Raw genomic sequence first — 26,751 nt, 5'->3', positions numbered from 1 at the left:
CATGACCGAACAGTCTTCTGTCGCCGTGCTCGAGCACTGGGTCGACGGTGCCGCGTGGAGCGGCGACTCGGGCCGCACCGGCCCGATCCACAACCCCGCCACCGGGCGCGTGAGCGGACAGGTCCGTCTCGCGAGCACGGCCGACGTCGGCGTCGCCGTCGACCGGGCCGCCGCCGCCCTTCCCGGCTGGCGCGACGCGAGCATCGCGAAGCGGCAGGGCGTCATGTTCTCGTTCCGCGAGATCCTCAACGCCCGCAAAGACGAGCTCGCCGCGATCCTCACCGCCGAGCACGGCAAGGTCCTCTCCGATGCGCTCGGCGAGATCGCCCGCGGCCTCGAGGTCGTCGAGTTCGCGTGCGGCTCCGGACACCTGCTCAAGGGCGAGTACTCCGAGAACGTGTCGACGGGTGTCGACGTCTACACGCTGAAGCAGCCGGTCGGCGTCGTCGGGGTCATCAGCCCGTTCAACTTCCCCGCGATGGTGCCGCTCTGGTTCCTTCCCATCGCGCTCGTGGCGGGCAACACCGTGGTCCTCAAGCCGAGCGAGAAGGACCCGAGCGCGTCCGACTGGATCGCCCGCGCGTTCGCGGAGGCGGGTCTTCCGGCAGGCGTCCTCAACATCGTCCACGGCGACAAGGACGCCGTCGACGCGATCCTCGACCACCCGACGGTCGGCGCGGTCTCGTTCGTCGGCTCGACGCCGATCGCGCGCTACATCTACGAGCGCGCGAGCGCGCAGGGCAAGCGGGTGCAGGCGCTGGGCGGTGCGAAGAACCACATGCTGGTGCTGCCGGATGCCGACCTCGACCTCGCCGCCGACGCCGCCGTCAACGCGGGTTTCGGCTCGGCGGGAGAGCGCTGCATGGCGATCTCGGTGCTGCTCGCGACCGAGGCGATCGCCGACACGCTCGTCGCGAAGATCGCCGAGCGCGTCGCGACGCTGCGCACCGGCGACGGCACGCGCGGCTGCGACATGGGTCCGCTCATCACCCGCGAGCATCGCGACAAGGTCGCCGGCTACCTCGCGATCGCCGAGACCGACGGCGCCGAGATCGTCGTCGACGGTCGCGACGTGGTCCCGGATGCCGACGGTGACGGCTTCTGGCTCGGTCCCACGCTCATCGACAAGGTGCCGACCTCGTCCGCCGTCTACACCGACGAGATCTTCGGGCCGGTCCTCTCGGTCGTGCGGGTGAGCGGATACGAGGAGGGCCTCGGCCTCATCGAGGCGAGCCCCTACGGCAACGGCACCGCGATCTTCACGAACGACGGGGGCGCGGCCCGTCGCTTCCAGCGCGAGGTGAGCGTCGGGATGGTCGGCGTCAACGTCCCCATCCCGGTGCCGGTGGCCTACCACTCGTTCGGCGGCTGGAAGGCATCGCTGTTCGGCGACGCGAAGGCGTACGGGCCGCAGGGGTTCGCGTTCTTCACCCGTGAGAAGGCGGTGACCTCGCGCTGGCTCGACCCGTCGCACGGCGGCCTGAACCTGGGCTTCCCGCAGCACGACTGAGAGCGCCGCCATGCCCCACCTCGACGACACCCTCACCGACCCGGTTGAGGCCGAGCGCCTGCTCGGCGCGACCGGGCGTGAGCTCGACGCCCTCCTCGCCCGCGCCGCGGCGATGCGCGACGCCGGCCTCGCCGCGGCGGGGCGTCCCCGCGTCGTGACGTATTCGCGCAAGGTGTTCCTGCCGCTCACGACGCTCTGCCGCGACCGATGCCACTACTGCGCCTTCGTCGACACCCCCGCGCAGCTGCTCCGCAAGAAGGCGCCCGCCTACCTCGACGACGCCCAGATCCTCCGCGTCGCCCGGGCGGGTGCCGCGCAGGGCTGCAAGGAGGCGCTGCTCACCCTCGGCGACCGGCCGGAGGACCGATGGCCCGAAGCGCGGGCGTGGCTCGACGCGCACGGCTTCGCCTCGACGATCGACTACGTCGCCCACGCGGCGCGACTCGTGACGGCGGAAACCGGGCTCCTCGCCCACGCCAACCCGGGCGTCATGACGCCGCGCGAGCTCGCCACCCTCCGACCGGTCTCGCCGTCGATGGGGATGATGCTCGAGACCACGTCGCGCGCCCTCTTCGAGACACCCGGCGCCGCGCACTACGGTTCGCCCGACAAGGACCCCGAGCTCCGTCTCGCCGTGATCGAGGATGCCGGGCGCGCCCGCATCCCGTTCACCACCGGCATCCTCGTCGGGATCGGCGAGACCCTCGCCGATCGTGCGGCCTCCCTGTTCGCGCTTCGCGACGTGCACGCCCGGCACGGCCACCTGCAGGAGGTCATCGTCCAGAACTTCCGTGCCAAGCCGAGCACGGCCATGCAGGGGGAGCCGGATGCCGCCCGCGACGCGTACCTCGCGGCCATCGCCGTCGCCCGCCTCGTGCTCGGACCCGACATGCGCATCCAGGCGCCGCCGAACCTCTCCGACCCGGGCGAGCTCGCCTCGCTGCTCGCTGCAGGGATCGACGACTGGGGCGGGGTCTCGCCCCTGACGGCCGACCACGTCAACCCCGAGCGACCGTGGCCGCACCTCGACGACCTCGCCGCCCACACGGCGGCAGCGGGTTTCGAGCTCGTCGAGCGGTTGACCGCCCACCCCGAGTACGTGCGAGACCCTGCCGGATGGATCGATCCCGCCCTCCACGCCGCTGTCGCGCAGCTCGCCGACCCGGCGACGGGTCTGGCGCGCCAGGCGAGGGCCCTGCCCTCCCGCCGTCGCCGCGGCACGATGCTCCTCGAGACCGCGGCATCCACCCCGCGCGAGCTGGATGCGGCCGATTGGGAGCACCTGCTCACGGCGACCGGTGGCGACCTGGAGCGCCTCGTGCGCACGGCCGACGACGTCCGGCGGACGACCATCGGCGACACGGTGAGTCTCGTCGTCAACCGCAACCTCACCTCGTCCGGACTGCGGCGCGTACCCACGGCGGCGGGGTCGTTCGGCCTCGCCGACGCCGAGGCGATCGCCCGGGATGCCGCGTCTCTCGGCGCCACGGAGCTCTGCATCCAGGGCCGCCTCGACCACACCGAGGACCCCGCGCTCTACGTTGAGCTCGTGCATGCCGTGCGGGCGGTCGCGCCGTTGCTGCACCTGCACGCGTTCCGCCCGCAGGACGTCGCCGATCTGGCGGATCGGACGACCATCGGCGTTGCCGCCGCCGTCGCGACGCTCCGTGGCGCAGGCGTGGGCACGATGCCGGGCACGGGGGTGAAGGTCCTCGACGACGACATCCGACGCCGCATCGCTCCGGGCGACCTCGAGGTCGATCGGTGGCTCGAGATCATCCGCACCGAGCACGCCCAGGGCGTGCGCACGAGTTCGGTGCTCTTCTACGGCCACGTCGAGTCGGCCGCCGAGCGCATCGCGCACCTGCTGACTCTCCGCGGACTGCACGATGAGACCGGCGGATTCACGGAGTTCGTGCCGAGCCCGATCCCTGGTGGAGGAGCGCGGGTCGCCGACCGGTCGGACCTCGATGAGCACCGCGCGATGGTCGCCGTCGCCCGCCTGCTGCTGAACGACGGCATCCGTCACATCCAGATCCCGTGGACCCGGCACGGCCGCGCCGTCACCGCCGAGCTGCTGCGCAGCGGCGGCGACGACCTGGGCGGCACGCTCCTCGACGGGCGCGTACGGCCCGACACCGGCGTCGAGCAGGGGCTCGAACTGCCTTTCGCCGAAGCGTCCCGGCTGGCGGGTTCGCTGCGGCGCCGACTGCGGGAGCGCACCACCGTCTACGGCACACCGGCCGAGGCGGCTGCATGAGCGGTCACGCCGAGGTCGTCGTCGTCGGCGCGGGCTTCGCCGGCGTCCTCGCGGCGATCGAGCTGCGCGAGGCCGGCCACGACGTCGTCGTGGTGGAGCGGGCGGACCGGGTCGGGGGAACGTGGCGCGAGAACGTCTACCCGGGTGTCGCGTGCGACGTGCCCTCCCATCTCTACAGTCTCGAACGCCACCCGAACCCCGCCTGGTCCGCCGAGTTTGCGCCGGGCGCGGAGATCGCCGCCTACCTCGATGGCATCGTCGACCGCGAGGGTCTGCGAGACGCGATCCGCTTCGGGACGGCGTTGACGGATGCCGCCTGGGACCCCGTCTCCGAGCGCTGGCGACTCGGCTTCTCAGCGGGCGGTCCCGACACGGCCGACGTGCTGGTCCTCGGCTGCGGTCGGTTGTCGCAGCCGCGCATCCCGGACGTCCCGGGACTGTCGTCGTTCCCGGGCCCGGTCGGCCACACGGCGCGGTGGGACCCGACCGAGCCGGTCGCCGGCGCCCGCATCGCGGTCGTCGGCACCGGATCGAGCGCGGCGCAGCTGGTGCCCGAGCTCGTCCGTTCCGGCGCCGAGGTCGTGCTCTTCCAACGGTCGCCGGCGTGGGTGCTCCCGCGCGGCGGTCGCCGGTACGACGAGTCCGACGCGGCGCGGTTCGCGGCGCCCGGGGCGGTTGCGCGCGAGCGGGTGAGGCTCGCCGCCGGCGACATCGAACGGTTCGCCGCGCGATCGGGGCGGGGGGCTGCATCCGCCCGGGCACGGCGCGCGGCACTCGCGCACCTGGCGACGAATGTGCCCGATCGCGGCCTGCGCCGCGCGCTGACACCGGCCTACCCCTTCGGCTGCAAGCGCGTCGTGCTCTCGGACACGTTCTACCCCGCCGTGGCGGGGGAGGCGGTGACGCTCGAGGCGTCGGCCCTCGCATCCGTCGCGGGGCGCCGGCTCGTCGGGGCATCGGGTGCGGTCCACGACGGGATCGACCGGATCGTGCTCGCCACCGGGTTCGAGACGACCCATCAGGCCTACGCCGGGATCGTCCGCGGCGAGGGCGGGCGTACGCTCGCCGAGCACTGGGCGGGCGGTATGAGTGCCGTCGCCTCGACCATGGTCGCCGGCTTCCCCAACCTGTTCGTCATGAACGGCCCCCATTCCGCGCTCCCGCACGCGTCGTCGCTGCTCGTCCTCGAGCAGCAGGCCGCCTTCGTCCGCCGGATGATCGCGGGCGGCGGCGTGGTCCGGGTCGAGGCGGATGCCGAGGCGCGAGCGACGGCCGACGTCGCCGCCCGCGCGGCGGGCACAGCGTGGCTCGGCGGCTGCGACAGCTGGTACCTCGACGACCGTTCCGGCGGACTGGGCGTCCTCTGGCCCGGGACGGTCGCCGATATGGCGGCGGCGATGGACGTCGCGGCACGCACCGCGGTGTCGCGGACCGAGCGGTCCGCACTGACAGGAGGATCACGATGAGCGTCCCCATCCGTTTCGGATACAAGGCGTCGGCGGAGCAGTTCGGACCGATCGAGCTGCTCGAGAACGCCGTCGCGGCCGAAGCGGCGGGCTTCGACAGCGTCTTCATCTCCGACCACTTCCAGCCGTGGATGCACGACGGCGGGCATGCTCCCGCCGCCCTGCCGTGGCTCGGCGCACTCGGCGCCCGCACCTCGCGCATCCTCATGGGGACCTCGGTGCTCACCCCGACCTTCCGCTACCACCCCGCCGTCGTCGCACAGTCCATCGCGACCCTCGCCGTGCTCAACCCCGGGCGCATCGTGCTCGGCGTCGGCACCGGCGAGGCGCTCAACGAGGTGACGCTCGGCCTCGACTGGCCGGACCCTCCCGAACGCTTCCAGCGGCTCAAGGAGTCCATTTCGCTCATGCGCGAGCTGTGGGACCACGAGCGCGTCACCTTCGACGGATCGTTCTGGAAGGTCGAGGACGCCACCGTCTACGACCGGCCCGACCAGCCGGTGCCGATCTACATCGGCGCCGCCGGTCCTGCTGCCGCGCGACTGGCCGGGCGGGTCGCGGAAGGGTTCATCACGACGAGCGGCAAGGATCGCGGCCTCTACACCGACACCCTGCTCCCGGCGGTTGCCGACGGCGTCGCCAAGGGCGAGCGGGCCGACGAGATCGACCGCATGATCGAGGTCAAGGTGTCGTACCACCCGAACCTCGAGACGGCGCGCGAGCGCACCCGGTTCTGGGCTCCCCTCGCGCTCTCGGCCGAGGAGAAGATGGGCATCCACGATCCGCGTGAGATGCAGCGTCGGGCGGCGGCGCTGCCGGTCGAGCGTGCGGCATCCCGTTTCATCGTGTCCGACGATCCCGACGAGCACGTCGAGCGGATCGCGGAGTACGTCGACATGGGGTTCCGCCACCTCGTCTTCCACGACCCGGGGGGCGACCAGCAGGCGTTCCTGCAGCGGTACGCCGACGACATCCTGCCCCGACTGCGCCGGAGGTTCACGTGAGGGAGCGGGGGTGGGCCGTGATGATCCCGGTCAAGCCCGCCGTCGATGCGAAATCACGTCTCGGTGAGGACGTGCCGCGCGGAGACATCGCCCGCGCGCTTGCGCTCGATACGGTCGACGTTGCGACGCGCACCCCGGGGGTCGCCCGCGTGCTGGTGGTGACGGCCGACGCGGCGCTCGCCGATCTACTTCCCGGCGGTGTCGAGCTGATCCGCGAGCGCGCGGCGGTGGGTATCGACGCCGCGCTCGCTGCGGCATCCGCTCGCGTCGGTCTGCGGCGGCACCGGGCGTCGCTGCCGGCCGACCTCGCGGCGCTGTCGCCGTCGGAGCTCTCGGCGGCGCTCGCGATGGCCGCGATGGTGCCGCGAGCGGTGATCCCGGATGCCGTCGGTGCCGGCTCGACCCTCGTCACCGCACGGGCGGGTGTGCCGTGGACCTCGGCGTACGGCCCCGATTCGTTCTCGCGTCACGTCGCGCTCGGCTGCCAGCCGCTGCCGGTGCGGGCGACGTCGGGTCTGCGGTGGGACCTCGACACCCCCGACGATCTGGCGGGCCTCCTGCCGCGAGCGGGGGAGCGGGTGCGGGGCGTAGCGTGAGCACATGGTCACCATCCCCACGGTCACGCTCAACGACGGCACCGCCTTCCCTCAGCTCGGTCTCGGCACGTACAACCTGCGCGGCGAGGAGGGGACGCAGTCCATCGTCGCCGCGATCGAGGGCGGGTACCGCCTGCTCGACTCGGCGGTCAACTACGAGAACGAGCGGGAGGTCGGCGAGGCCGTGCGGCGGAGCGGCATCCGCGACGACCTCATCGTGACGACGAAGGTCCCCGGTCGCGACCACGGCTACGACGAGGCCCGGCGCAGTGCCGAGGGCTCGCTCGAGCGGCTGGGGCTGGACCGCATCGACCTCTATCTCATCCATTGGCCGAACCCGAGCGTCGACAAGTACGTCGACACCTACCGGGCGATGGTCGACCTGCAGAAGGAGGGGCGCGTCGGATCGGTCGGCGTCTCGAACTTCACCGAGCCGATGCTGGCCCGCATCATCGAGGCGACGGGTGTCGTCCCAGCGGTGAACCAGGTCGAACTGCACCCGTACTTCCCGCAGGCAGCGCTGCGCGCCTTCCACGTCTCGCAGGGCATCCGCACCGAGAGCTGGAGCCCGCTCGCGCGCCGTTCCGAGCTCCTGAACGAAGCGGTCGTGACCGAGACCGCCGCCGCTCACGGCGTGACGCCGACGCAGGTGGTGCTGCGCTGGCACGTGCAGCTCGGCAGCACCCCGATCCCGAAGTCGGCCGACCCCGCCCGTCAGGCCGAGAACGCCGACGTCTTCGGGTTCTCGCTGACCGACGACGAGATCTCGGCGATCTCCGCACTCGAGCGCGGCCGGCTGTGGGACGGCGACCCCGACACCCACGAGGAGATGTAGGGCCGCCGCCCGCGTCAGTCGCCCTTCACGTTGACGACCTGGCGCAGCGTGTGCCGGATCTCGACGAGGTCTGAGGCATCTGCCATGACCCGGTCGATCGGCTTGTAGGCCTGCGGGATCTCGTCGATGAAGGCATCCGTGTCACGGAACTCGATGCCCGCCATGGCCTCCCGCAGCTGCTCGTGCGTGAAGGTCCGCCGAGCCGCGGACCGGGAGTACTCCCGTCCCGCACCGTGCGGGGAGGAGTTCAGCGACACCGGGTTCCCGAGTCCGGCCACGACGTACGAGGCCGTTCCCATCGATCCCGGGATGAGGCCGGGCCGGCCCCTGTCCGCCTGGATGGCGCCCTTCCGCGACACCCACACCTCCTTGCCGAAGTGCTTCTCCCGCTCGGTGAAGTTGTGGTGGCAGTTGATCCGCTCGTGCTCCACGACGTCCTCGCCCATCGTCTCGGACAGCTGCCGCGCGACCCGGTCCATCATCTCCTCCCGGTTCAGGAGGGCGAAGTGCTGCGCCCACCGCAGGTGGCGGATGTACGCCCAGAACTCCTCCGTCCCCTCCACGAGGTACGCGAGGTCGGAATCGGGCAGGTCGATCCACCACTGCTTCGCGAGCCGCTGAGCGACGCCGATGTGGTGCGTGGCGATCTTGTTGCCGACACCCCGGGACCCGGAGTGGAGGAACATCCACACCGCATCCGTCTCGTCGACCGAGATCTCGATGAAATGGTTCCCCGATCCGAGCGAGCCGAGCTGGTTACGCCAGTGCCCCGCGTACGACGCCGGGTCGAACCCGTTCTTCGTCGCGAGCTCCTCCAGCTCGGCGACGCGCGGCTCGGCGGTCGCGACGATCTTCCGGTTGGCGTGGCCCGCCGACAGCGGGATCGCCCGCTCGATCTGCTCCCGAAGCTCAGCGAGCTCGCGTGCGACGAGCTGCGACTTCGTGAACTGCGTGCGAACGGCGATCATGCCGCATCCGATGTCGACGCCCACGGCAGCCGGCATGATCGCACCCAGCGTCGGGATGACCGATCCGACGGTCGCCCCCTTGCCGAGGTGCGCATCCGGCATGAGCGCCAGGTGCGGGTAGATGAACGGCATCCGCGCCGAGGTGCGAGCCTGCTCGACGGTCTTCTCGTCGATGATGCTCGCCCAGGACATCAGCCTGTTCGAGAGGTTCTGCATGGTTCCTTTCCTTCGTGGAGGGCCCGCGGGCCCACGTGTGGAGAGGAACACACGAGAAGACGCCCCGGACCTGTGCGGTGCGGGGCGTCGGACGGTGATGGCGTCAGACGGCGCGCGCCGGAGGGTACGGCTCGTAGCGGAACGGGAGGTGGGTCTCGTTCCGCTGGAGCAGATCACGCTTCTGCGTGGTCATGGCGTCCTCCGGGTTCTCGCCGTGCCGGTTGGCACAGCTTTGCCACGTTAGCGGCCCGGGCGTGTCGCGTCAACGAAGGCCCGTGCGGCGGGGCTCTGCGTGTGGCAGGGTGGCGGAATGAGCGGACTCTTCGGCTGGCACCTGATGATCATCCTCGCGGTGCTCGTGCTCATCGCCCTCGCGGTCTTCGGGATCTACTGGGTCGTCCGTCTGGCGTGACGACATGGCAGCGATGACTCGGCAACCCGTCGCAACTCCGGCGTCGGCTGACGCATTCCGAGGGTGGCGTCACCCGACGCGCAGCACGGCCCGCATCCGATCGAACGCGGCGTCGAGGTGATCGGTCAGCGGCACCTCATCGACGTCTGACGCCCAGGCATCCAACGCGCTCTGCAGAGCCTCCACCGTGATGCCGGCCACCGCCGCGGCCGTGCGTTCGTCTTCGCCCCGCGCGGTGAAGCCGCGTCGGATGGCGTCGCGGAGGTCCGCCTGTTTGCGTAGATCGCGTTCGCGAAGCGCCGGCTCCGCGGCGATAACACTGCGGGCGAAACAGATCTCGGCACGGCGGGGCTCGAAACGTTCGCGGGCGAGCGAGTGCAGCCCTTGAGCGACGACGGTCATGGGCGCGAGGTGTGCGGGTGCGGTGGCGATCATCCGAGCGGCGAGCTCGGGGATCTCGTCGCCGTCGAAGAACACCTCTCGCTTGTCGGCGAAGTGGCGGAAGAACGTGCGCCGTGTCACGCCCGCTCGCGCGACGATGTCGGGGACGGTCGTCGCGGCATAACCCCGCTCTTCGAAGAGGGCGAGGGCCGCGGCGCGCAGTCGTTCCCGGGTGTTCGGCGCCCATCTGGCCATGCTCACAGCCTAGTGATGGCACCAGGTGTCATGAAAGGGCGTACAGTGATGGCACCCCGTGCCATCATCGACCGAAAGAGCTGCCGTGACCGATCGACAGAACACCGCCGCACTCATGCGCGCACCGCGTGCCCGATTGACGGTGGAGCGAATGCCGATGCCCGAGCCGGCGGCCGACGAAGTGATCGTGCGCGTCCGCGCCGTCGCGGTCAACCCGGTCGACTGGGTCATCCAGGGCACCGGCGCGGTCACCTACCGGTGGCTGCCCGCTCCTGCCGTGCTCGGTTCCGACGTCGCGGGAGAGGTCATCGCGGTCGGTTCGCAGGTGACCCGATTCCACGTCGGGGATCGGGTGGTCGGGCTGGCGACGGGCACCGACAAGGGGCGCGACTCCCGCCACGAGGGCGCATTCCAGCACTACACGGCACTCCTCGAGCGGCTCACCGCCCCCATCCCGGACGCGATCAGCGACGCGCAGGCCGCCGTCCTCCCGCTGGGGGTGTCGACCGCGGCGTGCGCGCTGTTCCAGCCGCAACACCTCGGCCTCGCCGTCCACGACCCGGTCGAGCCCCGCACCGCCCGCGGCGTCGTCGTGATCTGGGGCGGGTCGACGAGCGTCGGCATGAACGCGATCCAGCTGGCGCGCGCCGCGGGGTACGACGTCGTGGGCACCGCCTCGCCGCGGAATGCGGACCTGGTGTGCTCGCTCGGCGCTGACGTCGTCGCCGATCACGGGTCGTCCACCGCGGTCGACGACCTCGTTGCAGGCATCGGTGGCCGTCCGGTCCTCGGCGCGGTCGCGTTCGGCGAGACCTCGGCGGCCCCCTGCATCGAGGTCCTCCGGCGCACCGGCGGATCGGTTCTCGTGATGGCGAGCACGCCGGTGTCGCTGGCAGATCTCGCCGGACGTCGTCGCCTCTTCCCCGCGATGGTGCCGGTCTTCACGAGGCTCGGGCTCCGCATGGTGGCGCTGATGCTGCGCGCCCGACGGGCTGGCATCCGCGCCGGCTTCGTCTGGGGCACGAGCCTGCGCGACGACGGCCTCGGCGACCGGGTTTGGGGCGGACTGCTCCCGCAGTGGCTCGCCGACGGTACGGTGCGCCCGTCCCCCGAGCCGCTCGTGACCGGGCACGGCCTCGAGGCGATGCAGGACGCGCTCGATCGTCAGCGCGCCGGTGTCTCGGCGCAGAAGGTCGTCGTCACGCTCTGACGCCACGCTCAGTGCGGAGCGTGGTATTCGGCCTCGCCGCTCTTCCAGTAACCCTTCACGACGATCTGATCGGATGCCAGGGCCCACCGCTCCAGCAGCAGGCGCCGCCCCGACTTGACGACGCCTTGCTCGGCCGCGACGAAGCCGAATACGTCGCCCTCGGGGCGATCCGCCGGCGACAGCGCATCGAGCGCGGCGGCCAGCGCCGTGCCGGGGAACGCCGCGCCGCGGTGGACGAAGCCGACGTCCACTCCGCCCGGTGCGGTCACCGGCAGCTCGTGGGCACCATCCGTCACCTCGACGAGGATGCGGCCCACCGCGTCGGCGTCCATCAGCGCGGCGAACCGACGGATCGCGGGGACGGCGGTCTCATCGCCGGCGAGGAACCACGCGTCGGGGCGGCCCGTCACGAGCATCGATCCACGGGGTCCGCCCACGCCGATCGTCGAGCCGAGGGGAGCGGATGCCGCCCACGGCGCCGCGACACCCATGTCGCCGTGGAGGGCGAACTCGACCTCGAGCCAGCCGGCCTCGGCATCCCAGACGAGCGGGGTGTACTCGCGGCTGGGTGACTGTCGGATCCCGTCGAGGTCGTCGGTGGGCTCCGTCGGGAAGAACAGGCGCATGTGGTCGTCGCTGCCGAGCGAGGTGAAGCCGCGCAGGTCGCCGCCTTCGAGACGGACGCGCACGTAGGTCGATGTCTCCCAGGTCCGTGCCGCGAGGGCAGCGCGACGGAAGCGGAGGTCGAGCGGCTGTCGCTCCAGTCGGAAGGAGGAGGCGGATTTGACGGAGCTCACACAGGTAAGGCTAACCTAAAACCGCCAGGCAATCGCCGGCGATCCCCTACCGACCGACGGCGCCAGCGTGCTCATACGCGCCCGCTCCGTCGACGACAGGAGCAGTCACATGCGCAGCATCCGTCCCCTGAGCGCCACCCCACTCGTCGCCCTCGCGGCCCTCGCCCTCGCCGGGTGCGCCGGCGGAGCACCCGACGCCGAGTCGGTCGCCGAGACCGAGACGGTCACCGTCGAGGACAACCACGGCGAGCAGACCGTCACGACCCCGCCGCAGCGCGTCGTCGCCACGGACAACCGCACCATCTCGATGCTCGATTCCTGGGGAGTCGAGGTCGTCGGCGCACCGCTCGACATCTTCCCCGCGGGACTCTCGTTCAAGGACGACCCCGACGTCGCGAACCTCGGCAACCACAACGAGCCGGACCTCGAGGCGGTCGTCGCCGCCGATCCCGACCTCATCGTCAACGGACAGCGTTTCTCGAGCTACTACGCCGACTTCCAGACGCTGGTCCCCGACGCGACCATCGTCGAGCTCGACCCCCGCGACGGCGAACCGCTCGACGACGAGCTCCGCCGGCAGGTCACGACGCTCGGCGAGGTCTTCGGCAAGCAGGACGAGGCGGCCGCCCTCGTCGCCGACTTCGACGCCGCGATCGCGCGGGTGACCGCCGCGTACGACGACAGCGAGACGGTCATGGGCGTCATCACATCCGGCGGCGAGGTCAACTACGCGGCACCCACCACCGGCCGCACGCTCGGACCCGTGTACGACATCCTCGGGCTGACCCCGGCGCTCGACTCCGACGGCTCGACCGACCACCAGGGTGACGACATCTCGGTCGAGGCGCTCGCCGCCGCGGACCCGGACTGGTTCCTCGTGATGGATCGGGATGCCGCGGTCAGCGTCAACACCGACGAGGCCTACACCCCTGCGAACGACATCATCGCGGGCTCCGAGGCGCTGCAGAACGTCACCGCCGTGCGCGAGGGCAACATCGTCTACATGCCGCAGGGCACCTACCTGAACGAGGGCATCGAGACCTACACGGCGTTCTTCGAGGACCTCGCGGACGCCCTCGAGAGCCGGTGACCCACACCCTCGGACACCGGGTGGACAGGCGCTCCCCGGGGCGCCTGTTCACCTGGCCGCTCCTGCTCGGCGTGGTCGTGGTCGCCGGCCTGGTGGTGCTATCCCTCTTCGTCGGCGTCTACGACGTGGTCGGGGCGGCCGACGGCGCGGAGATGTTCGCGATCACGCGCATCCCGCGCACCGCGGGGCTCGTCCTCGCCGGCGCGGCACTGGCGATGTGCGGACTCGTGATGCAGTTGCTGACCCAGAACCGCTTCGTCGAACCCACGACCACCGGCACCACGGAATGGGCGGGACTCGGGCTCCTGCTGATCATGCTGCTGGTGCCCGACGCGCCCCTGCTCGTGCGCATGCTCGGCGCCGTCGGCATGGCCTTCGTCGGGACGATGCTCTTCTTCCTGTTCCTGCGTCGCGTGATGCTGAGCTCGTCGATCATCGTCCCGATCGTCGGGATGATGCTCGGCGCCGTCGTGGGCGCGATCTCGACCTTCCTCGCGCTGTCGACGAACATGCTGCAGAGCATGGCGATCTGGTTCACAGGCTCGTTCACCTCGGTGCTGCGCGGGCAGTACGAACCGCTCTGGATCGTGCTCCTCGTCGTCGTCGCCGTCTTCGTCGCCGCCGATCGCTTCACGATCGCGGGCCTCGGTGAGGACGTGGCCACGAACGTCGGCCTGGACTACCGGCGCATCGTCCTCCTGGGCACGGTGCTGATCGCTCTCGCCGCCGGCGTCGTGACGGTCGTCGTGGGCAACCTGCCCTTCCTCGGACTCATCGTGCCGAACGTCGTGTCGCTCATCCGGGGCGACGATCTGCGCTCGAACCTGCCCTGGGTCGCCCTCGGCGGCATCGCCCTGATCACCGCCTGCGACATCCTCGCCCGCGTCGTCAACGCCCCGTTCGAAGTGCCCGTCTCCCTGATCCTCGCGATGGTCGGCGCTGTCGTCTTCATCGCCCTCCTGTTGAGGCAGCGCCGCCGTGCCTGACATCGTCGCCCTCTCCGGCCCGTTCCCGACCACGATCCGGGCGCGTCGGTACGCGCTGACCGTCGTGGTGCTCGGCGTCGTCGCCGTCGCGGTCGCCGCCGGCATCCTGCTCTGGGACAACCCCGCTCCGGCCGGCAGCGACGGCTTCTGGCGCATCGCGCAACTGCGCGTCACGAGTGTCATCGTCATCGCGATCGTCGCAATCTGCCAGGGCGTCGCCACGATCACCTTCCAGACCGTCACCGCCAACCGCATCGTGACCCCGTCGATCATGGGGTTCGAATCGCTGTACACCGCGATCTCGACGGCTGCGATCTTCTTCTTCGGCGCCGCCGGAGCGCTGCTCGTGCAGGGGCCGGGGCCGTACCTCCTGCAGGTCCTCACGATGCTCGTGTTCTCGGGAGTCCTGTACGGGTGGTTGCTGTCGGGGCGGTACGCGAACGTGCAGATCATGCTTCTCGTGGGCATCATCCTCGGCGGTGCGCTCGCCGCCTTCTCGACCTTCCTGCAGCGGCTGCTGACGCCGACCGAGTTCGACCTGCTCACGGCGCGACTGATCGGCAGCGTCGCGAACGCCGACGCGGCCGTCCTGCCGATCGCGATCCCGCTGGTCGTCCTCGCCGCAGGCCTGTTGACCTTCGGCGGTGGGCGCCTCAACCTGCTCGGCCTCGGACGCGAGGTCGCGCTGAGCCTCGGCTCATCGCAGCGTCGCGACTCGATCGCCGCGCTTCTGCTCGTCTCGGTGCTGATGGCCGTGTCGACGTCGCTCATCGGGCCGATGACGTTCTTCGGCTTCCTGGTCGCGATGCTCACCTATCAGCTGGCGGACACGTACGACCACCGTCGCATGTTCGCCCTCTCCGCGCTCGTCGGCTTCGTCGTGCTCGGCGGCGCGTACGTCGTGCTCAAGCACGTCTTCTACGCCGCGGGGTCGGTCGGGATCATCGTCGAGATCGTCGGCGGCACCCTCTTCCTCATCCACCTCCTCCGAAAGGGTCGCCTGTGATCTCGCTCACCGCCGTCGAGAAGCGCTACAGCACCGAGGTCGCGATCGGCCCGGTGACTCTCTCACTGCCCGCCGGCGGCATCACCGCCCTCATCGGGCCCAATGGCGCCGGCAAGTCGACGCTCCTGACGATGATCGGACGCCTCCTCGCGGCCGACGCGGGGTCGATCTCGGTGGGAGGGCACGACGTGGCGGCCACGAAGTCCCGTGAGCTCGCGAAGGTCCTCGCCATCCTGCGCCAGGAGAACCACTTCGTCACCCGGCTCACGGTGCGCCAGCTCGTCGGCTTCGGTCGTTACCCGCACTCGCAGGGGCGCCTCACCGTCGCGGACGAGGAGATCATCGACCGGTCGATCGACTTCCTCGGCCTGCGCGGGCTGGAGGGCAGGTACCTCGACGAGCTATCGGGTGGACAGCGGCAGCGCGCCTACGTCGCCATGGTGCTCGCGCAGGACACCGAGTATGTCCTGCTCGATGAGCCCCTCAACAACCTCGACATCCAGCATGCCGTGCAGATGATGAGCCACCTGCAGCGGGCGGCCACCGAACTGGGCCGCACCGTCGTCGTCGTCCTGCACGACATCAACTTCGCCGGTCACTACGCCGACCGGGTGTGCGCGATGAAGGACGGCAGGGTCGCCGCCGTCGGTACACCCGAGGAGATCATCCGCGCCGATGTCCTCACCGAGATCTTCGAGACTCCGGTCGACGTCGTCGACGGTCCGCGCGGCCGGCTCGCGGTCTACTACTAGATCTGCGCGCCGTCGTCGTCGCGGTCGTAGATCCCTTCGTTGCGGCCGCGGCGCGACTCGTACGCGATCAACCAGCCGATCGAGATCGCGGCGGCCAGCACGAGGCCGACCCACACGTTCTGCAGGACGAGACCGAACAGGATGCCGCCCGCGAACAGCAGCACGGTGCCGAGGAGCCAGAATCCGCGTCCCCGCTGCCGTCGTGTCATGTCCTCAGCCTAGGTCTCGCGCGCGGGGCCGGACCGCGTTAGCGTGGCGCGGATGAAGCTCGAGCTCCCCGATCTGCCGCATCACGTGGTGCACGCGACCGTCGCCCGGCCGGGTGAGCAGCGCCCCGTCCTGCTCTGGCACCACGGATCCCCGCAGACCGGGGCCGTCCTCCCGCCGGTCGCCGAGGCTGCCGGTGCTGCGGGCTTCGATGTCGTCTCGGTCGCCCGACCCGCCTACGGCGGTGCTCCCCGCCAGCTCGGCCGCACCGTCCGCGACGCCGCCGAGGGCCTCGTCCCCGTCCTCGAGACCCTCGACCTCCGCGACGTCGTCTCGGTCGGCGCGTCCGGGGGCGGGCCGCACGCGCTCGCGGTCGCCGCCGTCTCCGACCGTGTCGCCGGAGTGGTCACCCTCGCGGGCATCGCCCCGTTCGACCCCGGCGACCCGTCATGGTTCGCCGGGATGGCCGACCCCTCCGGCCTGCGCGCCGCGGTCGCGGGACTCGACGCACGGGCCGCCCACGTCCAGGTCGACGAGTTCGACCCGTCGAGCTTCGTCGACGCGGACTACCGAGCGCTCGAGACCACCTGGTCGTCGCTCGGCGAGGACGTCGCGGCAGCCGCCCGATGGGGTTCCGACGGGCTCGTCGACGACGACCTTGCGTTCACCCGCCCGTGGGGCTTCGCGCTCGCCGACATCAGGGTCCCGGTCGTCGTGGTCCAGGGCGGTCTCGACCGCGTCATCCCGCAGGCCCACGGTGCGGCGCTCGCCGACGGCCTGCCGCACGCGCTCCTGCACCGCGTGCCGGACGCCGGTCACGTCGCCGTCCTCGACCATCTCGCCGAGGCGCTCACCGAGCTGATGACTCTGCGCGCGGGCTGAGTCAGCGGGCCCGGTGATCCTCGGGCGCGAGCCGGGGACCGCGCCGCGGCTCGACCACCCCGCACACCTCGATCAAGCGGATGACGCGCTGTCGGTGTCCCCTCCACGGCTCGAGGAGTTCCCGCATCCCGTCGTCGTCGACCCGTGACCCGGTGAGTGCGTATCCGACGCGGTGGGCGACGTGGTAGTCCCCGAAGCTCACGGCGTCGGGATCGCCGAAGGCGCGGATGCGGGTCTCGGCGCTCGTCCAGATCCCGACGCCCGGCAGGCTCATGAAGACGCGGTCGCGCTCGTCGCCCGTCACCGCGGCGACCGCGGCACGCTCGATGGACGCGCGGCGGCGGGCGGCGTCGACGATCGTGCGTGACTGGGGCGGCTCGAGCCCCGCGCGGTGCCACGACCAGCTCGGGATCATCCGCCAGTCCGCCGGCGGCGCGAACATCGGCCGCGGGGTCGGCCCGGGGGCGGGCTCGCCGTAGTGGGCGAGGATCCAGCGCCACGCGCCGAACGCCTGCAGCCCCGTCACCTTCTGTTCGAAGACGCTGCTCGCGAGGGCGTCGAAGACGAGATCGGTCGCGCCGATCCGCAGGTCGGGACGCCGGTGGTGGGTCGCGGCGATGACGGGATGCCGCGACGAGTCGAACCCCTCGGGATCGTCGTCCGCGCCGCACAACCGCGGCAGCTGGTCGAGCGTCCACGCCGCGCCCGGCCCCCAGGCGGCTGCGCGGACCGTCCGCAGCCCCGGGCGGATCGCGATCGTCGCGACGCCCTCGGGCGTGCGCGTGGCGCGCCAGATCACGCCGTCCACGGTCGTCTGCGATGGATCGTGCGCGCCGCGCTGCTGATAGCGGACCGCACCCATCACGTCGACGGGCATAGGCGGTCGGTACTCGGCTTCGAGCGGCTTGAGGGACGAGGGCGGCGGCGGATGCGGCATCCGTTCGCGCAGTCCCGACCTCATGCCGACACCCTACGTCCGGGCGCCGACAGCCTGCTGATCAGAAGCGGTCGGGCGAAGGCGTGCCGTGACCGTAACGGATGACGACGTCGGCGTGCCGGTCGAAGCGGTAACCGATGCCGCGGACGGTGCGCACGATGTCCTCGTACCGGCCGAGCTTGGACCGCAGGCGACGCACGTGCACGTCGATCGTGCGCTCGCCGGGCGCGTCGTCGCCGTCGGCGTGGCTCCACAGCGACGAGACGAGCTCGGTGCGCTCGATCGTGCGGCCCTCGCGCAGCACGAGGTACTGCAGCAGCTCGAACTCCTTGAAGGTGAGCGCGGCGCTCTCACCGTCGATGTGCACGCGGCGGCGGGAGATGTCGATCGTGACGCCACCGGGCACGTGCTCGGTGAGCGGCTCCTCGGGCTTCGTGCGAGCGACGGCGGCCGGCTCGTGCAGCGCGAGACGCACGACGTCGACGTCGCGGCCACCCGCGCCGACGGGGGCGAGGGCCACGGTCGCGTGCGTCTCGGCGGAGGGTGCGAGCTCGGCGATGGTGCGGCGCAGGGCGTCGACGATGACCGAGAGGCTGACGCCGTCGGCGGCGGCCTTCAGCTCGTCGAGGCCGACGTAGAGGGCGAAGCCGCGCGGCGCCGTCCCGGCGGGGAGGCCGCTCGAGGACGGCGCGGGGCGCGGGGCGACGGGACGTGCCGGAGCGATGTCCTCGACGGCGCGGAGATGACGGGGGGCGGTGGGGGCGGAGAGGAGAGCGGAGGTCGACATGGCGATGTCCTTCGAAGGGGGAACCCGGAGCGGGACGCGGGGTTCGCGAGTGTTGCGCGGATGGCCTCACTGGGGCCGATGTGCGAGGCCACCGGCATCCGCGTTGTGGGCGGAGGAGCCGGAGCCTCGGGGGTCGGACGACGCCGTGTTCAGAAACGGCGGCGCGACCCGGCGGGGATCACCGTGTCAGCGACACATTCGGCAACACATGACAGCACGCTGCGGCATCATGATGCCGGCAGTTCCGTTCGCCTCCCGGGCGGACAGAGTGCGTGCGAAGTCAGTCATGAGGCCGATTATGACGAAACGCGTCGCCGTGTGTCAAACCGCCCGCCCCCTGCGCCGTCCGCATGACGGAATGTGACAGATTGCTCAATTCGCTGGGCATCGTCCGCGCGGGCGCCGGATCGGCGTAGCGTGAGCGCATGAGCGAGCTGATGTTCACCGATGAGAAGGATGCCGCGCGCTACACGCTGCACCGCGGCAAAGACCTCGTCAGCGTCCTCGACTACAACGACGATGGTCGCACCGTCGCGCTCACGCGCGCCTACACGATCCCCACATTCCGGGGATCGGGGTACGCCGGTGAGCTGGTGCGTCGCGCGGTCGACGACCTCGAGCGGCGCGGCGACCGACGTGTCATCCCGGTCTGTTGGTACGTCGCCGACTGGTTCGAGGCGAACCCCGGTCACGAGGCGCTGCTGCAGGAGCGCCGCACGGCCTGACCCGATCAGGCCTCGCCCGGTCGCGGGTCGCGGATCCGCCAGCCGAGTCCCTCGAGTGCGCCTCGCAGGCGGACGGCCGCCGCGCGGGCGACGTCGATCGATTCGTCCGAGCAGACGTCGACCGCGAGCGGTGGCGGATCGCCGAACTTCGGGATCTGCACCTCCGCCCATGCGCCGGGGGAGAGGCTGACGCGGGGGTAGGCCGTGCGCGCGTGCTCGACGACCCCGTCGCACGCGAATGCGATCGTCTCGAGCGCGTCGGGCTTGGCGATCGGCAGGTCGACGACGAGGGTCACCACGAACGGTCCTCCCGCCGTGTCCCGCCCGTGTCCCGACATCCCGTTCCCTTCCCTCCGCCCTTCGTTCGTAGTCGCCGTGAACCGGCGCGGTCAAGCCCGTCGACCCTCACCGCGGCTCGGTGGACGATGGGCGGACGATCACGAGCGAGGAGACGGCCATGGACCGCGATGAGAACGACCGCACGAGCGAGGCCGCACCTGCCGGCGGCTGGTCGGAGGACGAGTCCGCCATCGTCGCCTCGGGCGCGGTGACGAACGAGGAGAAGGAGCAGCAGGATGCCGCCGACCGCGGTCGCGGCGAGGGCGCCCCGATGCCCGAGGCTGCTCCCGACCCGTTCGTCGAGAGCGCCGAGATCCAGCAGGGACTCGACCCCGACGTGCTCACCGACGAGCAGGCGCAGCGCCGCGCCGAATGACCCTGGTGGCGCCTCGGGTGGCGGCGTACCGTGGCGGCCATGTGCCGCAACATCGTGCCGCTCCACAACTTCGATCCCGCCGCGACGGACGCCGAATGCCACGACGCCGCCCTGCAGTACGTCCGCAAGATCAGCGGGATGACCAAGCCGTCGCGTGCCAACCAGGAGGCGTTCGACCTCGCCGTCGAGCAGATCGCCGCCGCGACGCGTCGGCTGCTGGACGATCTGGTCTCGGCCGTGCCGCCGAAGGACCGCGACGAAGAGGCCGAGAAGCGGCGGGCGCGATCGGCCGACCGTTACGAGGCACTGCGCGAGTTCCAGGAGCGCAAGAAGGCCGAGCGCGCCGCAGCATCCTGAGCCCGGCCCCCGCGCGTCTGGCGGGCCGGTAGCGTGGGACGGTCATGACCTCGCCTGCCACCGCCAGCATCCCCCTGTCCTCCTCGCAGCGTTGGCGGGCCTTCTGGGTGTGCGTCTCGGTGGCTGCCTTCACGATCCTCGACCTCAGCAAGGTCAACGTCGGTCTCCCGGCGATCGAGGCGTCGCTTTATGCGACCTCGACCCAGCTGCAGCTCGTCGTGTCGGGCTACATCCTCACGTTCGGTCTTGCGCTCGTGCCCTTCGGACGACTCGGCGACCAGCGGTCGCGCAAGGTGCTCTTCATCGTCGGGCTGAGCCTGTTCACCGTCATGAGCGCGGTGTGCGCCCTCGCGCCGACGATCGAGGTGCTCATGGCGGCGCGCCTCGTGCAGGGCATCGCCGCCGGCATCCAGATGCCGCAGGTCATGGGCACGATCCAGCAGCTGTTCACGGGCAAGGAGCGCGGTCGGGCGTTCGGCCTGTTCGGCGCGACGATCGGCATCGCGACCGCCTTCGGCCCCACGCTCGGCGGTCTGATGATCGCGCTCGGCGGCCCGACCGACGGCTGGCGCGGCATCTTCTGGTTCAACGTGCCGCTGTGTCTTCTCGTGCTGGCGGGCGTGATCTGGATCCTGCCGCAGACTCGTCAGGCCAGCGGCCGCCCCCTGCAGCTCGACCCAATCGGCATCGTGCTCTTCGGGCTGATGATCATCTCGCTGATGTGGCCGTTCCTGTTCACGACCGGCTCGCCCGACGACGACCCCAACCGGTGGTGGCTGCTGACCGCGTTCGTCCTGTTCGCGACGCTCTTCGTGTGGTGGGAGCGGCGGTACGCGGCATCCGGACGTCAGCCCCTCATCCCGTTCCGGATGTTCCGCATCCGCTCGTTCCGCAACGGCACGTTCGTCGTCGTCGCGTACTTCACCGCTATCCCGCCCATGTTCCTGCTCGGCACGCTCTTCCTGCAGCTGGGCGTCGGGCTGGAGCCGGTGTTCGCCGGCATGGTCTCGATCGGGTTCGCTGTCGCGAGCGCCGCGAGCTCGTACTACGGCGGACTGCTCGTCAACCGGCTCGGTCGTCAGCTCGTCACCATCGGTCTCGTGACGGTGCTCGTCAGCGTGATCGCGCTGACGATCATCGCCTACACGATGTCCCGCGAGACGGTCGCCTACGGGATGGCCGCGGCCCTGCTGGTCGCCGGGGCCGGCGGTGGCCTCGTCGTCTCGCCGAACCAGACCCTGACGCTCTCCGAGATCGCGGTGCGAGAGGGCGGACTCGCCGGCTCGGTCGGTCAGCTCGGGCAGCGAGTCGGGACGGCGGTCGGCACCGCGATCGGACTGTCGCTGTTCTACGCGTCGATCTATCGCGAGAAGGATGCCGGGCTCGACTCGCTGGCGGTGTACCACGACGCGTACGCCTACGGCATGGCCGCGGTCGGAGTCTTCCTGGCGATCGCCACCCTCGTCTCGGTGATCGACCTCATCGGTCTGCGCCGCCGCGGCACGCGGGTGCCCGGAAGTGAGGTCCCCTCGGCGGACTGACGCGGCACCGGCACGCCTCGGCGGCGATGTCCGAGGCCCGATCTACCGTGTGAGCATGCGCATCCTGCACACCTCGGACTGGCACATCGGGCGGACCTTCCACGGTCACTCCACGCTCGACGCGCTCCGCGACGTGCTCGACGAGCTGATCGCGCAGGTGCGCGCGCGCGACGTCGACGTGGTCATCGTCGCGGGCGACGTCTTCGACTCCGCGACCCCCGCCGCCGCCTGCTACTCGCTGCTGTCCGACGCGCTCCGCGGCATCGCCGACGCCGGCGCCCGGGTCGTCGTCACCAGCGGCAACCACGACTCGGCGGCTCGGCTGGGCTTCCAAGCGGGGCTCTTGCGCGACGGCATCCACGTCCTGACCGATCCGGATGCCGTCGGTACCCCGCTCACGATCGACGACGACCACGGTCCGGTCCACTTCTACGGCATCCCCTACCTCGAGCCCGCGCTGCTGCGACACCGCTGGGAGGGCGTCCGCACCCAGGCCGCGGTCCTCGGTCGCGCGATGGACCTCGTCCGCACCGACCTCGCCGAGCGGGGCGGGCGCTCGGTCGCGATCGCACACTGCTTCGCTGCGGGCGTCGAGCCGACGCCGCATCTCGAGCGCGACATCCAGCAGGGCGGCCTCGACGTCGTCCCGCTGTCGACCTTCGACGGCGTCGACTACATGGCTCTCGGGCACATCCACGGGCGCCAGCGGCTGGCCGAGAACGTCCGCTACGCCGGGGCGCCGCTGCACTACAGCTTCGGTGAGGGCGACAAGCCGCGCGGGTCGTGGCTGATCGACCTCGATGCCGACGGACTCTCCACGGTCGAGTGGCTCGCGCTCCCGGTGCCGCGGCGGCTCGTGACGCTGCGCGGTCCGTTGGCCGAGATCCTCGAAGACGCGGGTTACGCGACCGCCGAGGACGCGTGGGTCTGCGTCGAGTACACCGACGACCTGCCCGAGGCCGACCCGTTGCGCCGCCTGCAGCAGCGGTTCCCGTTCTGCGCGAAGGTCGTGCACGCGCCCACCCTGGTGCGCACAGCGGACCCGCGGAGCTACGTCGAGCGGGTGCGCGCGGCGCGCACCGACCGCGAGCTCGTCGAGGCCTTCCTCTCGCACGTCCGCGAGGGCCAGGGGGCGTCCGAGCGTGAGGCCGAGATCCTCGAGGACGTGCTCGACGAGCGGGTGCGTCAGGAGGCCCTCGCGTGAAGCTGCACCGCCTCGAACTGACGGGATTCGGCCCGTTCCGCGAGCGTCAGAGCGTCGACTTCGACGCGTTCGACGACGACGGACTGTTCCTCATCTCGGGGCGTACCGGCGCCGGCAAATCGAGCATCCTCGACGGGGTGAGCTTCGCGCTGTACGGATCGGTTCCGCGCTACGAGGGGGGCGATCGACGGCTGCGCAGCGACCACAGCTTCGTGACCGACCCGACCGAGGTGCGTCTGGAGTTCACGGTCGGCGGCACGCGCTGGCGGGTGACCCGTGCGCCGGAGTACGAGCGTCCGGCCAAGCGCGGCGGTGGTCTCACGCTCGAGCCTGCGCGCGCCGAACTCGAGGAGTGGGTCGACGGCGTGTGGGTGGGGCGGGCGGCCAAGCAGCGCGAGGTCGGGATCGCCCTCGACGAGGTGCTCGGCCTCAGCGCGCAGCAGTTCCAGCAGGTGATCCTGCTCGCGCAGAACAAGTTCTCCCGCTTCCTGCTGGCCCCCAACGCCGAGCGGCAGCACCTGCTGCGCACACTGTTCGGCACGCGGCGCTTCGAGGCGTACAAGGAGGCGCTCGAGGAGCGCCGCCGCGAGGCGCAGAAGCAGCTCGACCAGAGCGGCACCCGCGTGCGCACCCTGCTCGACGTCGCGGAGCGCGAGGTCGCGGCGCACTCCCTGCATCCCGCCGACGCCGGCGACCCGCCGGCCGAGGCCGACGTCCTGGGGCGCACGGCCGCCATCGAGCGGGCCCTCTCCCGCGCCGAGTACCGGGTCGAGGCGCGCGGCAACGAGCGTGCCCTCGCGACGGCCCGCGCCGAAGCCGCCCTGGCCGAGCATCGACGTCTCCTCGAGGTGGCTCAGCGTCTCGCCGATCTGCAGTCGGCGCGCGCCGACCTCGCCGCCCGAGAGGCGGGGGCCGCGGAGATCGACGCCCTCCGCGCGAAGGTCGGTCGGGCTCGCACCGCCGAGGCGCTGCGGGCTCCCGTCGAGACAGCCGTGCGCATCTCGGCGGAGTGGTCGGCCGCGCAGCAGGCGCTCCGCGCTGCGGAGCGGGAGTGGATCGCTGCCGGCGGCTCCACGGCGGATGATCCGAGCGCCGTGGTCGAGGAGCTCACCGGCCGCATCGCGCGCGCTCAGGCCGCAGCCGATGCGGAGCGCGAGGCCGCGGCGCTGACGGAGACCCAACGCCTCCGCCGGGAGGAGCTCGAGAAGGTCGAGGACGCGCTCCGCGATCTCGATGCCGCCCTTGCCGCCGTGCCGGAGCGGCGTCGCCAGGCGACGGCCGACCTCGCGCGGACTCGCGCGGTCGCGGACCGGCACGACGACCTATCGGCCGCACGAGAGGAACTTGCGCCGCGCCTCACGGCGGCTCGCTCGCTCAAGCGGGTCACCGTTGCCGCGACGGACGCCGAAGCGGCCTACGCCGAGGCGAACGCCCGCTCCGCCGCCGCCTCCACCCACGTGGGGGAGCTGCTGCGACGACGCCTCCGCGGCTACGCGGGCGAGCTCGCAGCATCCCTCGTCGACGGCGAGCCGTGCGCGGTCTGCGGCGCCACGGCGCATCCGCGCCCCGCCGCCCACGACACCGCGCACGTCACCGACGACGACCTCGCCGCCGCGGAGCGAGCCCGCGACGAGGCGTCGGCAGCGGAACGGGATGCTGCGCAGGCCGCCGCCGCTGCACGCGAGGCGGTCGCCGCCGCCACCGCGTCGTCGGGTGGTCGGGACGTCGATGACCTCGTGACGGCGCTGGCGGGTCTCGACGCGGACCTCGCGGCGGCCCGCGCCGCGCGCGACCGGCTCGACGGTCTGACGAAGGCCGTCGACGACATCGACACGCTCGAGGCCGCTGCGCTGGGCGAGGCGACGCAGCTGCGTCGGCGCGCCGGAGTCTTGCGTGAGGAGCTCGCTGCCGCCGAAGGAGCGCTCGAGACCGCGAGGCGGGCCGTGGAGGTCGCGCGGGGCGATCACGAGAGCGTCGCGGCGCGGATCGAAGCAGACGACGAGCACCGACGGCTCGCGGCCCGTGTGCTCGACCTGCGCCGCAACCAACAGACGCGACGCGAGGCGGCGCAGGCTGCGGAGCGTGACCGTGACGACCGCCTCGAGGCATCCACCTTCGAGAGCCCCGGAGACGTGCTCGACGCGCTGCTGCCGGTCGCCGAGGTGACCAGGCTCGCCGAGCGCATCGACGCGCACGCGGCCGCCCTCGCCGCAGCGCAGGCGCGGACTCTCGAGCTCGAACTCGCCTCCGTCGACGAGACGCTCGACCCCGATGCCGTCGCGGCAGCAGCAGAGGCGGCGACGGCGGCCGACGAGGCGCGCACCGTCGCCATCACGGCCGAAGCCGACGCGGCGAAGGTCGCCGCGGGGCTGCGCGACCTCGTCGCCCGCGTCGCCGCCGTGAGCGAGGAGGTGGCCACCCAGGCGGAGGATGCCGCTGCCGTCACCCGTCTCGCCGACACCGTCGCGGGACGGGCGCCGAACACGATGAAGATGGACCTCGAGACGTTCGTCCTCGCCGCCGAACTCGAGGAGATCGTCGCCGCCGCGAACCTGCGGCTCTCGGAGATGTCGTCGGGCCGCTACACGCTGCGCCATTCCGATGCGCGCCAGGCTCGGGGCGCGGCATCCGGTCTGTCGATCGAGGTGCTCGACGCTCACACCGGTCGGCTCCGCTCGCCGCAATCCCTGTCGGGCGGCGAGACGTTCCTCGCCTCGCTCGCCCTCGCCCTCGGGCTCGCCGAAGTGGTGACCTCACGGGCCGTGGGCATCCGCCTCGACACCCTGTTCATCGACGAGGGGTTCGGCTCGCTCGATCCCGAGACCCTCGAACTCGCCATGCGCACCCTCGACGAGCTGCGCGCCGGCGGAAGGGTCGTGGGGGTGATCAGTCACGTCGAGGCGATGAAGGATCAGATCCCGGCGCAGCTCGTCGTCGAGGCGACACCGGAGGGGCCGAGCGTCGTGCGGCAGGGGGCGCTGAGCCCCGCGGCTCACACCATCCGGTAGCCGACGCCGCGGACTGTCTCGATGCGGTCCGAGCCGAGCTTCTGCCGGAGGTATCCGACTTACACGTCGGCGACATTCGAGCCCGGATCGAAGTCGTACCCCCACACGCGGCTCAGCAACTGCTCGCGACTGAGCACCTGCCCTGCGTTGCGGACGAACTCCTCTGCGAGGGCGAACTCGCGCGCCGAGAGCTCGACGCGCTTTCCCGCCACGCGCGCCTCCCGGGTGCGGATGTCGAGGGTCAGGTCTCGGTGCGAGAGGGCGGGGGCGCCGCCGCTGTCGTCGTCCTTCCGCATCCGCAGCCGGATCCGTGCGAGCAGTTCGTCGAACCGGAACGGTTTGCCGAGGTAGTCGTCCGCCCCGCCCTCGAGGCCCGCCACGGTGTCCTGCAGCTCGACGCGTGCCGTCAGCATGATGATCGGCATCCGCGACCCGCTGCCCCGCAGCTGCTCGAGAACCTGGAATCCGTCCATCCCGGGCAGGTTGACATCCAGCACCAACAGGTCGAACTCGTCGGTCTGCGCCAGGTGAAGGGCATCGGGACCGGTCGCCGCGATCTGCGTCGCGTATCCCGCAGCCCGAAGCCCCTTCTCCACGAAACCGGCGATGCGCGCCTCGTCCTCTGCGATCAGGATGGATGCCAC

The 26,751-nt window shown here is 71.5% G+C and carries 25 protein-coding genes and 1 pseudogene; 18 read left to right on the top strand and 8 right to left on the bottom strand.

Annotated features, from left to right (window positions below; genetic code table 11):
* The first annotated feature begins 1 nt into the window (after window position 1).
* From ACIGEP_RS15200 to ACIGEP_RS15175, 6 genes are read left to right on the top strand one after another with little or no spacing between them, the layout of a single operon-like run.
* Entirely contained in the window at window positions 2–1,510 is a 1,509-nt protein-coding gene (locus tag ACIGEP_RS15200) for a CoA-acylating methylmalonate-semialdehyde dehydrogenase (RefSeq protein ID WP_396662461.1), read from the top strand.
* 10 nt (window positions 1,511–1,520) lie between these two features.
* Window positions 1,521–3,770 (top strand): 7,8-didemethyl-8-hydroxy-5-deazariboflavin synthase CofG, encoded by a 2,250-nt coding sequence (gene cofG / locus ACIGEP_RS15195; RefSeq protein ID WP_396662460.1) that lies wholly within the window; start codon window positions 1,521–1,523, stop codon window positions 3,768–3,770.
* Complete coding sequence (locus tag ACIGEP_RS15190; protein ID WP_396662459.1) at window positions 3,767–5,236, top strand: flavin-containing monooxygenase; 1,470 nt, start codon at window positions 3,767–3,769, stop codon at window positions 5,234–5,236. The genes cofG and ACIGEP_RS15190 overlap by 4 nt, the downstream gene beginning before the upstream one ends.
* Window positions 5,233–6,240, top strand: coding sequence for a glucose-6-phosphate dehydrogenase (coenzyme-F420) (gene fgd, locus ACIGEP_RS15185; RefSeq protein ID WP_396662458.1), 1,008 nt, complete (start codon window positions 5,233–5,235; stop codon window positions 6,238–6,240). The genes ACIGEP_RS15190 and fgd overlap by 4 nt, the downstream gene beginning before the upstream one ends.
* A gap of 20 nt (window positions 6,241–6,260) precedes the next feature.
* Window positions 6,261–6,836: a 2-phospho-L-lactate guanylyltransferase gene (gene cofC, locus ACIGEP_RS15180; RefSeq protein ID WP_396662618.1), complete on the top strand. Its 576-nt coding sequence runs from the start codon at window positions 6,261–6,263 to the stop codon at window positions 6,834–6,836.
* 4 nt (window positions 6,837–6,840) lie between these two features.
* Entirely contained in the window at window positions 6,841–7,671 is an 831-nt protein-coding gene (locus ACIGEP_RS15175; RefSeq protein ID WP_396662457.1) for an aldo/keto reductase, read from the top strand.
* Window positions 7,672–7,685: 14 nt separating this feature from the next.
* On the opposite strand, the gene ACIGEP_RS15170 is transcribed toward ACIGEP_RS15175, so the two are convergent.
* Window positions 7,686–8,855: an RtcB family protein gene (locus ACIGEP_RS15170; protein ID WP_396662456.1), complete on the bottom strand. Its 1,170-nt coding sequence runs from the start codon at window positions 8,853–8,855 to the stop codon at window positions 7,686–7,688.
* 481 nt (window positions 8,856–9,336) lie between these two features.
* Entirely contained in the window at window positions 9,337–9,903 is a 567-nt protein-coding gene (locus ACIGEP_RS15165) for a TetR family transcriptional regulator (RefSeq protein WP_396662455.1), read from the bottom strand.
* A gap of 85 nt (window positions 9,904–9,988) precedes the next feature.
* On the opposite strand from ACIGEP_RS15165, the gene ACIGEP_RS15160 reads away from it, so the two are divergent.
* Window positions 9,989–11,113 carry a zinc-binding alcohol dehydrogenase family protein gene (locus ACIGEP_RS15160; protein WP_396662454.1) on the top strand — a complete coding sequence of 375 codons (1,125 nt, stop codon included), beginning with the start codon at window positions 9,989–9,991 and terminating at the stop codon, window positions 11,111–11,113.
* Window positions 11,114–11,121: 8 nt separating this feature from the next.
* On the opposite strand, the gene ACIGEP_RS15155 is transcribed toward ACIGEP_RS15160, so the two are convergent.
* Window positions 11,122–11,910 carry a siderophore-interacting protein gene (locus tag ACIGEP_RS15155; RefSeq protein WP_396662453.1) on the bottom strand — a complete coding sequence of 263 codons (789 nt, stop codon included), beginning with the start codon at window positions 11,908–11,910 and terminating at the stop codon, window positions 11,122–11,124.
* Between the two features lie 109 nt (window positions 11,911–12,019).
* On the opposite strand from ACIGEP_RS15155, the gene ACIGEP_RS15150 reads away from it, so the two are divergent.
* From ACIGEP_RS15150 to ACIGEP_RS15135, 4 genes are read left to right on the top strand one after another with little or no spacing between them, the layout of a single operon-like run.
* On the top strand, window positions 12,020–13,000 hold the full coding sequence (locus ACIGEP_RS15150; protein WP_396662452.1) for a siderophore ABC transporter substrate-binding protein: 981 nt from the start codon (window positions 12,020–12,022) through the stop codon (window positions 12,998–13,000).
* 20 nt (window positions 13,001–13,020) lie between these two features.
* A complete protein-coding gene (locus ACIGEP_RS15145) occupies window positions 13,021–13,986 on the top strand; it encodes an ABC transporter permease (protein ID WP_396662451.1) in 966 nt (321 codons plus the stop codon).
* Window positions 13,979–14,992 carry an iron chelate uptake ABC transporter family permease subunit gene (locus ACIGEP_RS15140; RefSeq protein WP_396662450.1) on the top strand — a complete coding sequence of 338 codons (1,014 nt, stop codon included), beginning with the start codon at window positions 13,979–13,981 and terminating at the stop codon, window positions 14,990–14,992. Before ACIGEP_RS15145 ends, ACIGEP_RS15140 begins: the two co-directional genes overlap by 8 nt.
* The gene (locus ACIGEP_RS15135) at window positions 14,989–15,744 is read left to right on the top strand and encodes an ABC transporter ATP-binding protein (RefSeq protein ID WP_396662449.1); all 756 of its coding nucleotides are present in this window, start codon (window positions 14,989–14,991) and stop codon (window positions 15,742–15,744) included. Before ACIGEP_RS15140 ends, ACIGEP_RS15135 begins: the two co-directional genes overlap by 4 nt.
* On the opposite strand, the gene ACIGEP_RS15130 is transcribed toward ACIGEP_RS15135, so the two are convergent.
* A complete protein-coding gene (locus tag ACIGEP_RS15130) occupies window positions 15,741–15,953 on the bottom strand; it encodes a hypothetical protein (RefSeq protein ID WP_396662448.1) in 213 nt (70 codons plus the stop codon). The two genes, ACIGEP_RS15135 and ACIGEP_RS15130, sit on opposite strands and share 4 nt — an antisense overlap.
* A 52-nt stretch (window positions 15,954–16,005) precedes the next feature.
* Between ACIGEP_RS15130 and ACIGEP_RS15125 the strand changes: the two genes are divergently transcribed.
* Window positions 16,006–16,833 carry an alpha/beta fold hydrolase gene (locus ACIGEP_RS15125; protein WP_396662447.1) on the top strand — a complete coding sequence of 276 codons (828 nt, stop codon included), beginning with the start codon at window positions 16,006–16,008 and terminating at the stop codon, window positions 16,831–16,833.
* A gap of 1 nt (window position 16,834) precedes the next feature.
* Here the strand turns inward: ACIGEP_RS15125 and ACIGEP_RS15120 are convergent, their stop codons facing one another.
* Window positions 16,835–17,770 carry a DNA-3-methyladenine glycosylase family protein gene (locus ACIGEP_RS15120; RefSeq protein ID WP_396662617.1) on the bottom strand — a complete coding sequence of 312 codons (936 nt, stop codon included), beginning with the start codon at window positions 17,768–17,770 and terminating at the stop codon, window positions 16,835–16,837.
* Between the two features lie 61 nt (window positions 17,771–17,831).
* Entirely contained in the window at window positions 17,832–18,557 is a 726-nt protein-coding gene (locus ACIGEP_RS15115; RefSeq protein WP_396662446.1) for a winged helix-turn-helix domain-containing protein, read from the bottom strand.
* Window positions 18,558–18,982: 425 nt separating this feature from the next.
* Between ACIGEP_RS15115 and ACIGEP_RS15110 the strand changes: the two genes are divergently transcribed.
* Window positions 18,983–19,282 carry a GNAT family N-acetyltransferase gene (locus ACIGEP_RS15110; RefSeq protein ID WP_396662445.1) on the top strand — a complete coding sequence of 100 codons (300 nt, stop codon included), beginning with the start codon at window positions 18,983–18,985 and terminating at the stop codon, window positions 19,280–19,282.
* Between the two features lie 5 nt (window positions 19,283–19,287).
* Here ACIGEP_RS15110 and ACIGEP_RS15105 read toward each other — a convergent pair whose 3' ends face one another.
* Window positions 19,288–19,581, bottom strand: coding sequence for a hypothetical protein (locus tag ACIGEP_RS15105; protein ID WP_396662444.1), 294 nt, complete (start codon window positions 19,579–19,581; stop codon window positions 19,288–19,290).
* 158 nt (window positions 19,582–19,739) lie between these two features.
* Between ACIGEP_RS15105 and ACIGEP_RS15100 the strand changes: the two genes are divergently transcribed.
* From ACIGEP_RS15100 to ACIGEP_RS15080, 5 genes are read left to right on the top strand one after another with little or no spacing between them, the layout of a single operon-like run.
* Window positions 19,740–19,997, top strand: coding sequence for a hypothetical protein (locus ACIGEP_RS15100; protein ID WP_396662443.1), 258 nt, complete (start codon window positions 19,740–19,742; stop codon window positions 19,995–19,997).
* A gap of 39 nt (window positions 19,998–20,036) precedes the next feature.
* Window positions 20,037–20,354, top strand: a complete 318-nt coding sequence (locus ACIGEP_RS15095; RefSeq protein ID WP_396662442.1) for a DUF2277 domain-containing protein — start codon at window positions 20,037–20,039, stop codon at window positions 20,352–20,354.
* Window positions 20,355–20,398: 44 nt separating this feature from the next.
* A complete protein-coding gene (locus ACIGEP_RS15090; protein ID WP_396662441.1) occupies window positions 20,399–21,895 on the top strand; it encodes an MFS transporter in 1,497 nt (498 codons plus the stop codon).
* A gap of 55 nt (window positions 21,896–21,950) precedes the next feature.
* The gene (locus ACIGEP_RS15085) at window positions 21,951–23,099 is read left to right on the top strand and encodes an exonuclease SbcCD subunit D (protein WP_396662439.1); all 1,149 of its coding nucleotides are present in this window, start codon (window positions 21,951–21,953) and stop codon (window positions 23,097–23,099) included.
* On the top strand, window positions 23,096–26,107 hold the full coding sequence (locus ACIGEP_RS15080) for an AAA family ATPase (RefSeq protein WP_396662438.1): 3,012 nt from the start codon (window positions 23,096–23,098) through the stop codon (window positions 26,105–26,107). Before ACIGEP_RS15085 ends, ACIGEP_RS15080 begins: the two co-directional genes overlap by 4 nt.
* Here the strand turns inward: ACIGEP_RS15080 and ACIGEP_RS15075 are convergent.
* Window positions 26,092–26,751: pseudogene (locus tag ACIGEP_RS15075) on the bottom strand (response regulator transcription factor). The gene ACIGEP_RS15080 and the pseudogene ACIGEP_RS15075 sit on opposite strands and share 16 nt — an antisense overlap.

Source organism: Microbacterium sp. NPDC077663 (assembly GCF_044542795.1).
GTDB lineage: Bacteria > Actinomycetota > Actinomycetes > Actinomycetales > Microbacteriaceae > Microbacterium.
The sequence above is the reverse complement of the archived record's forward strand: the minus strand, read 5'-3'. Positions and strand labels throughout refer to the sequence as shown.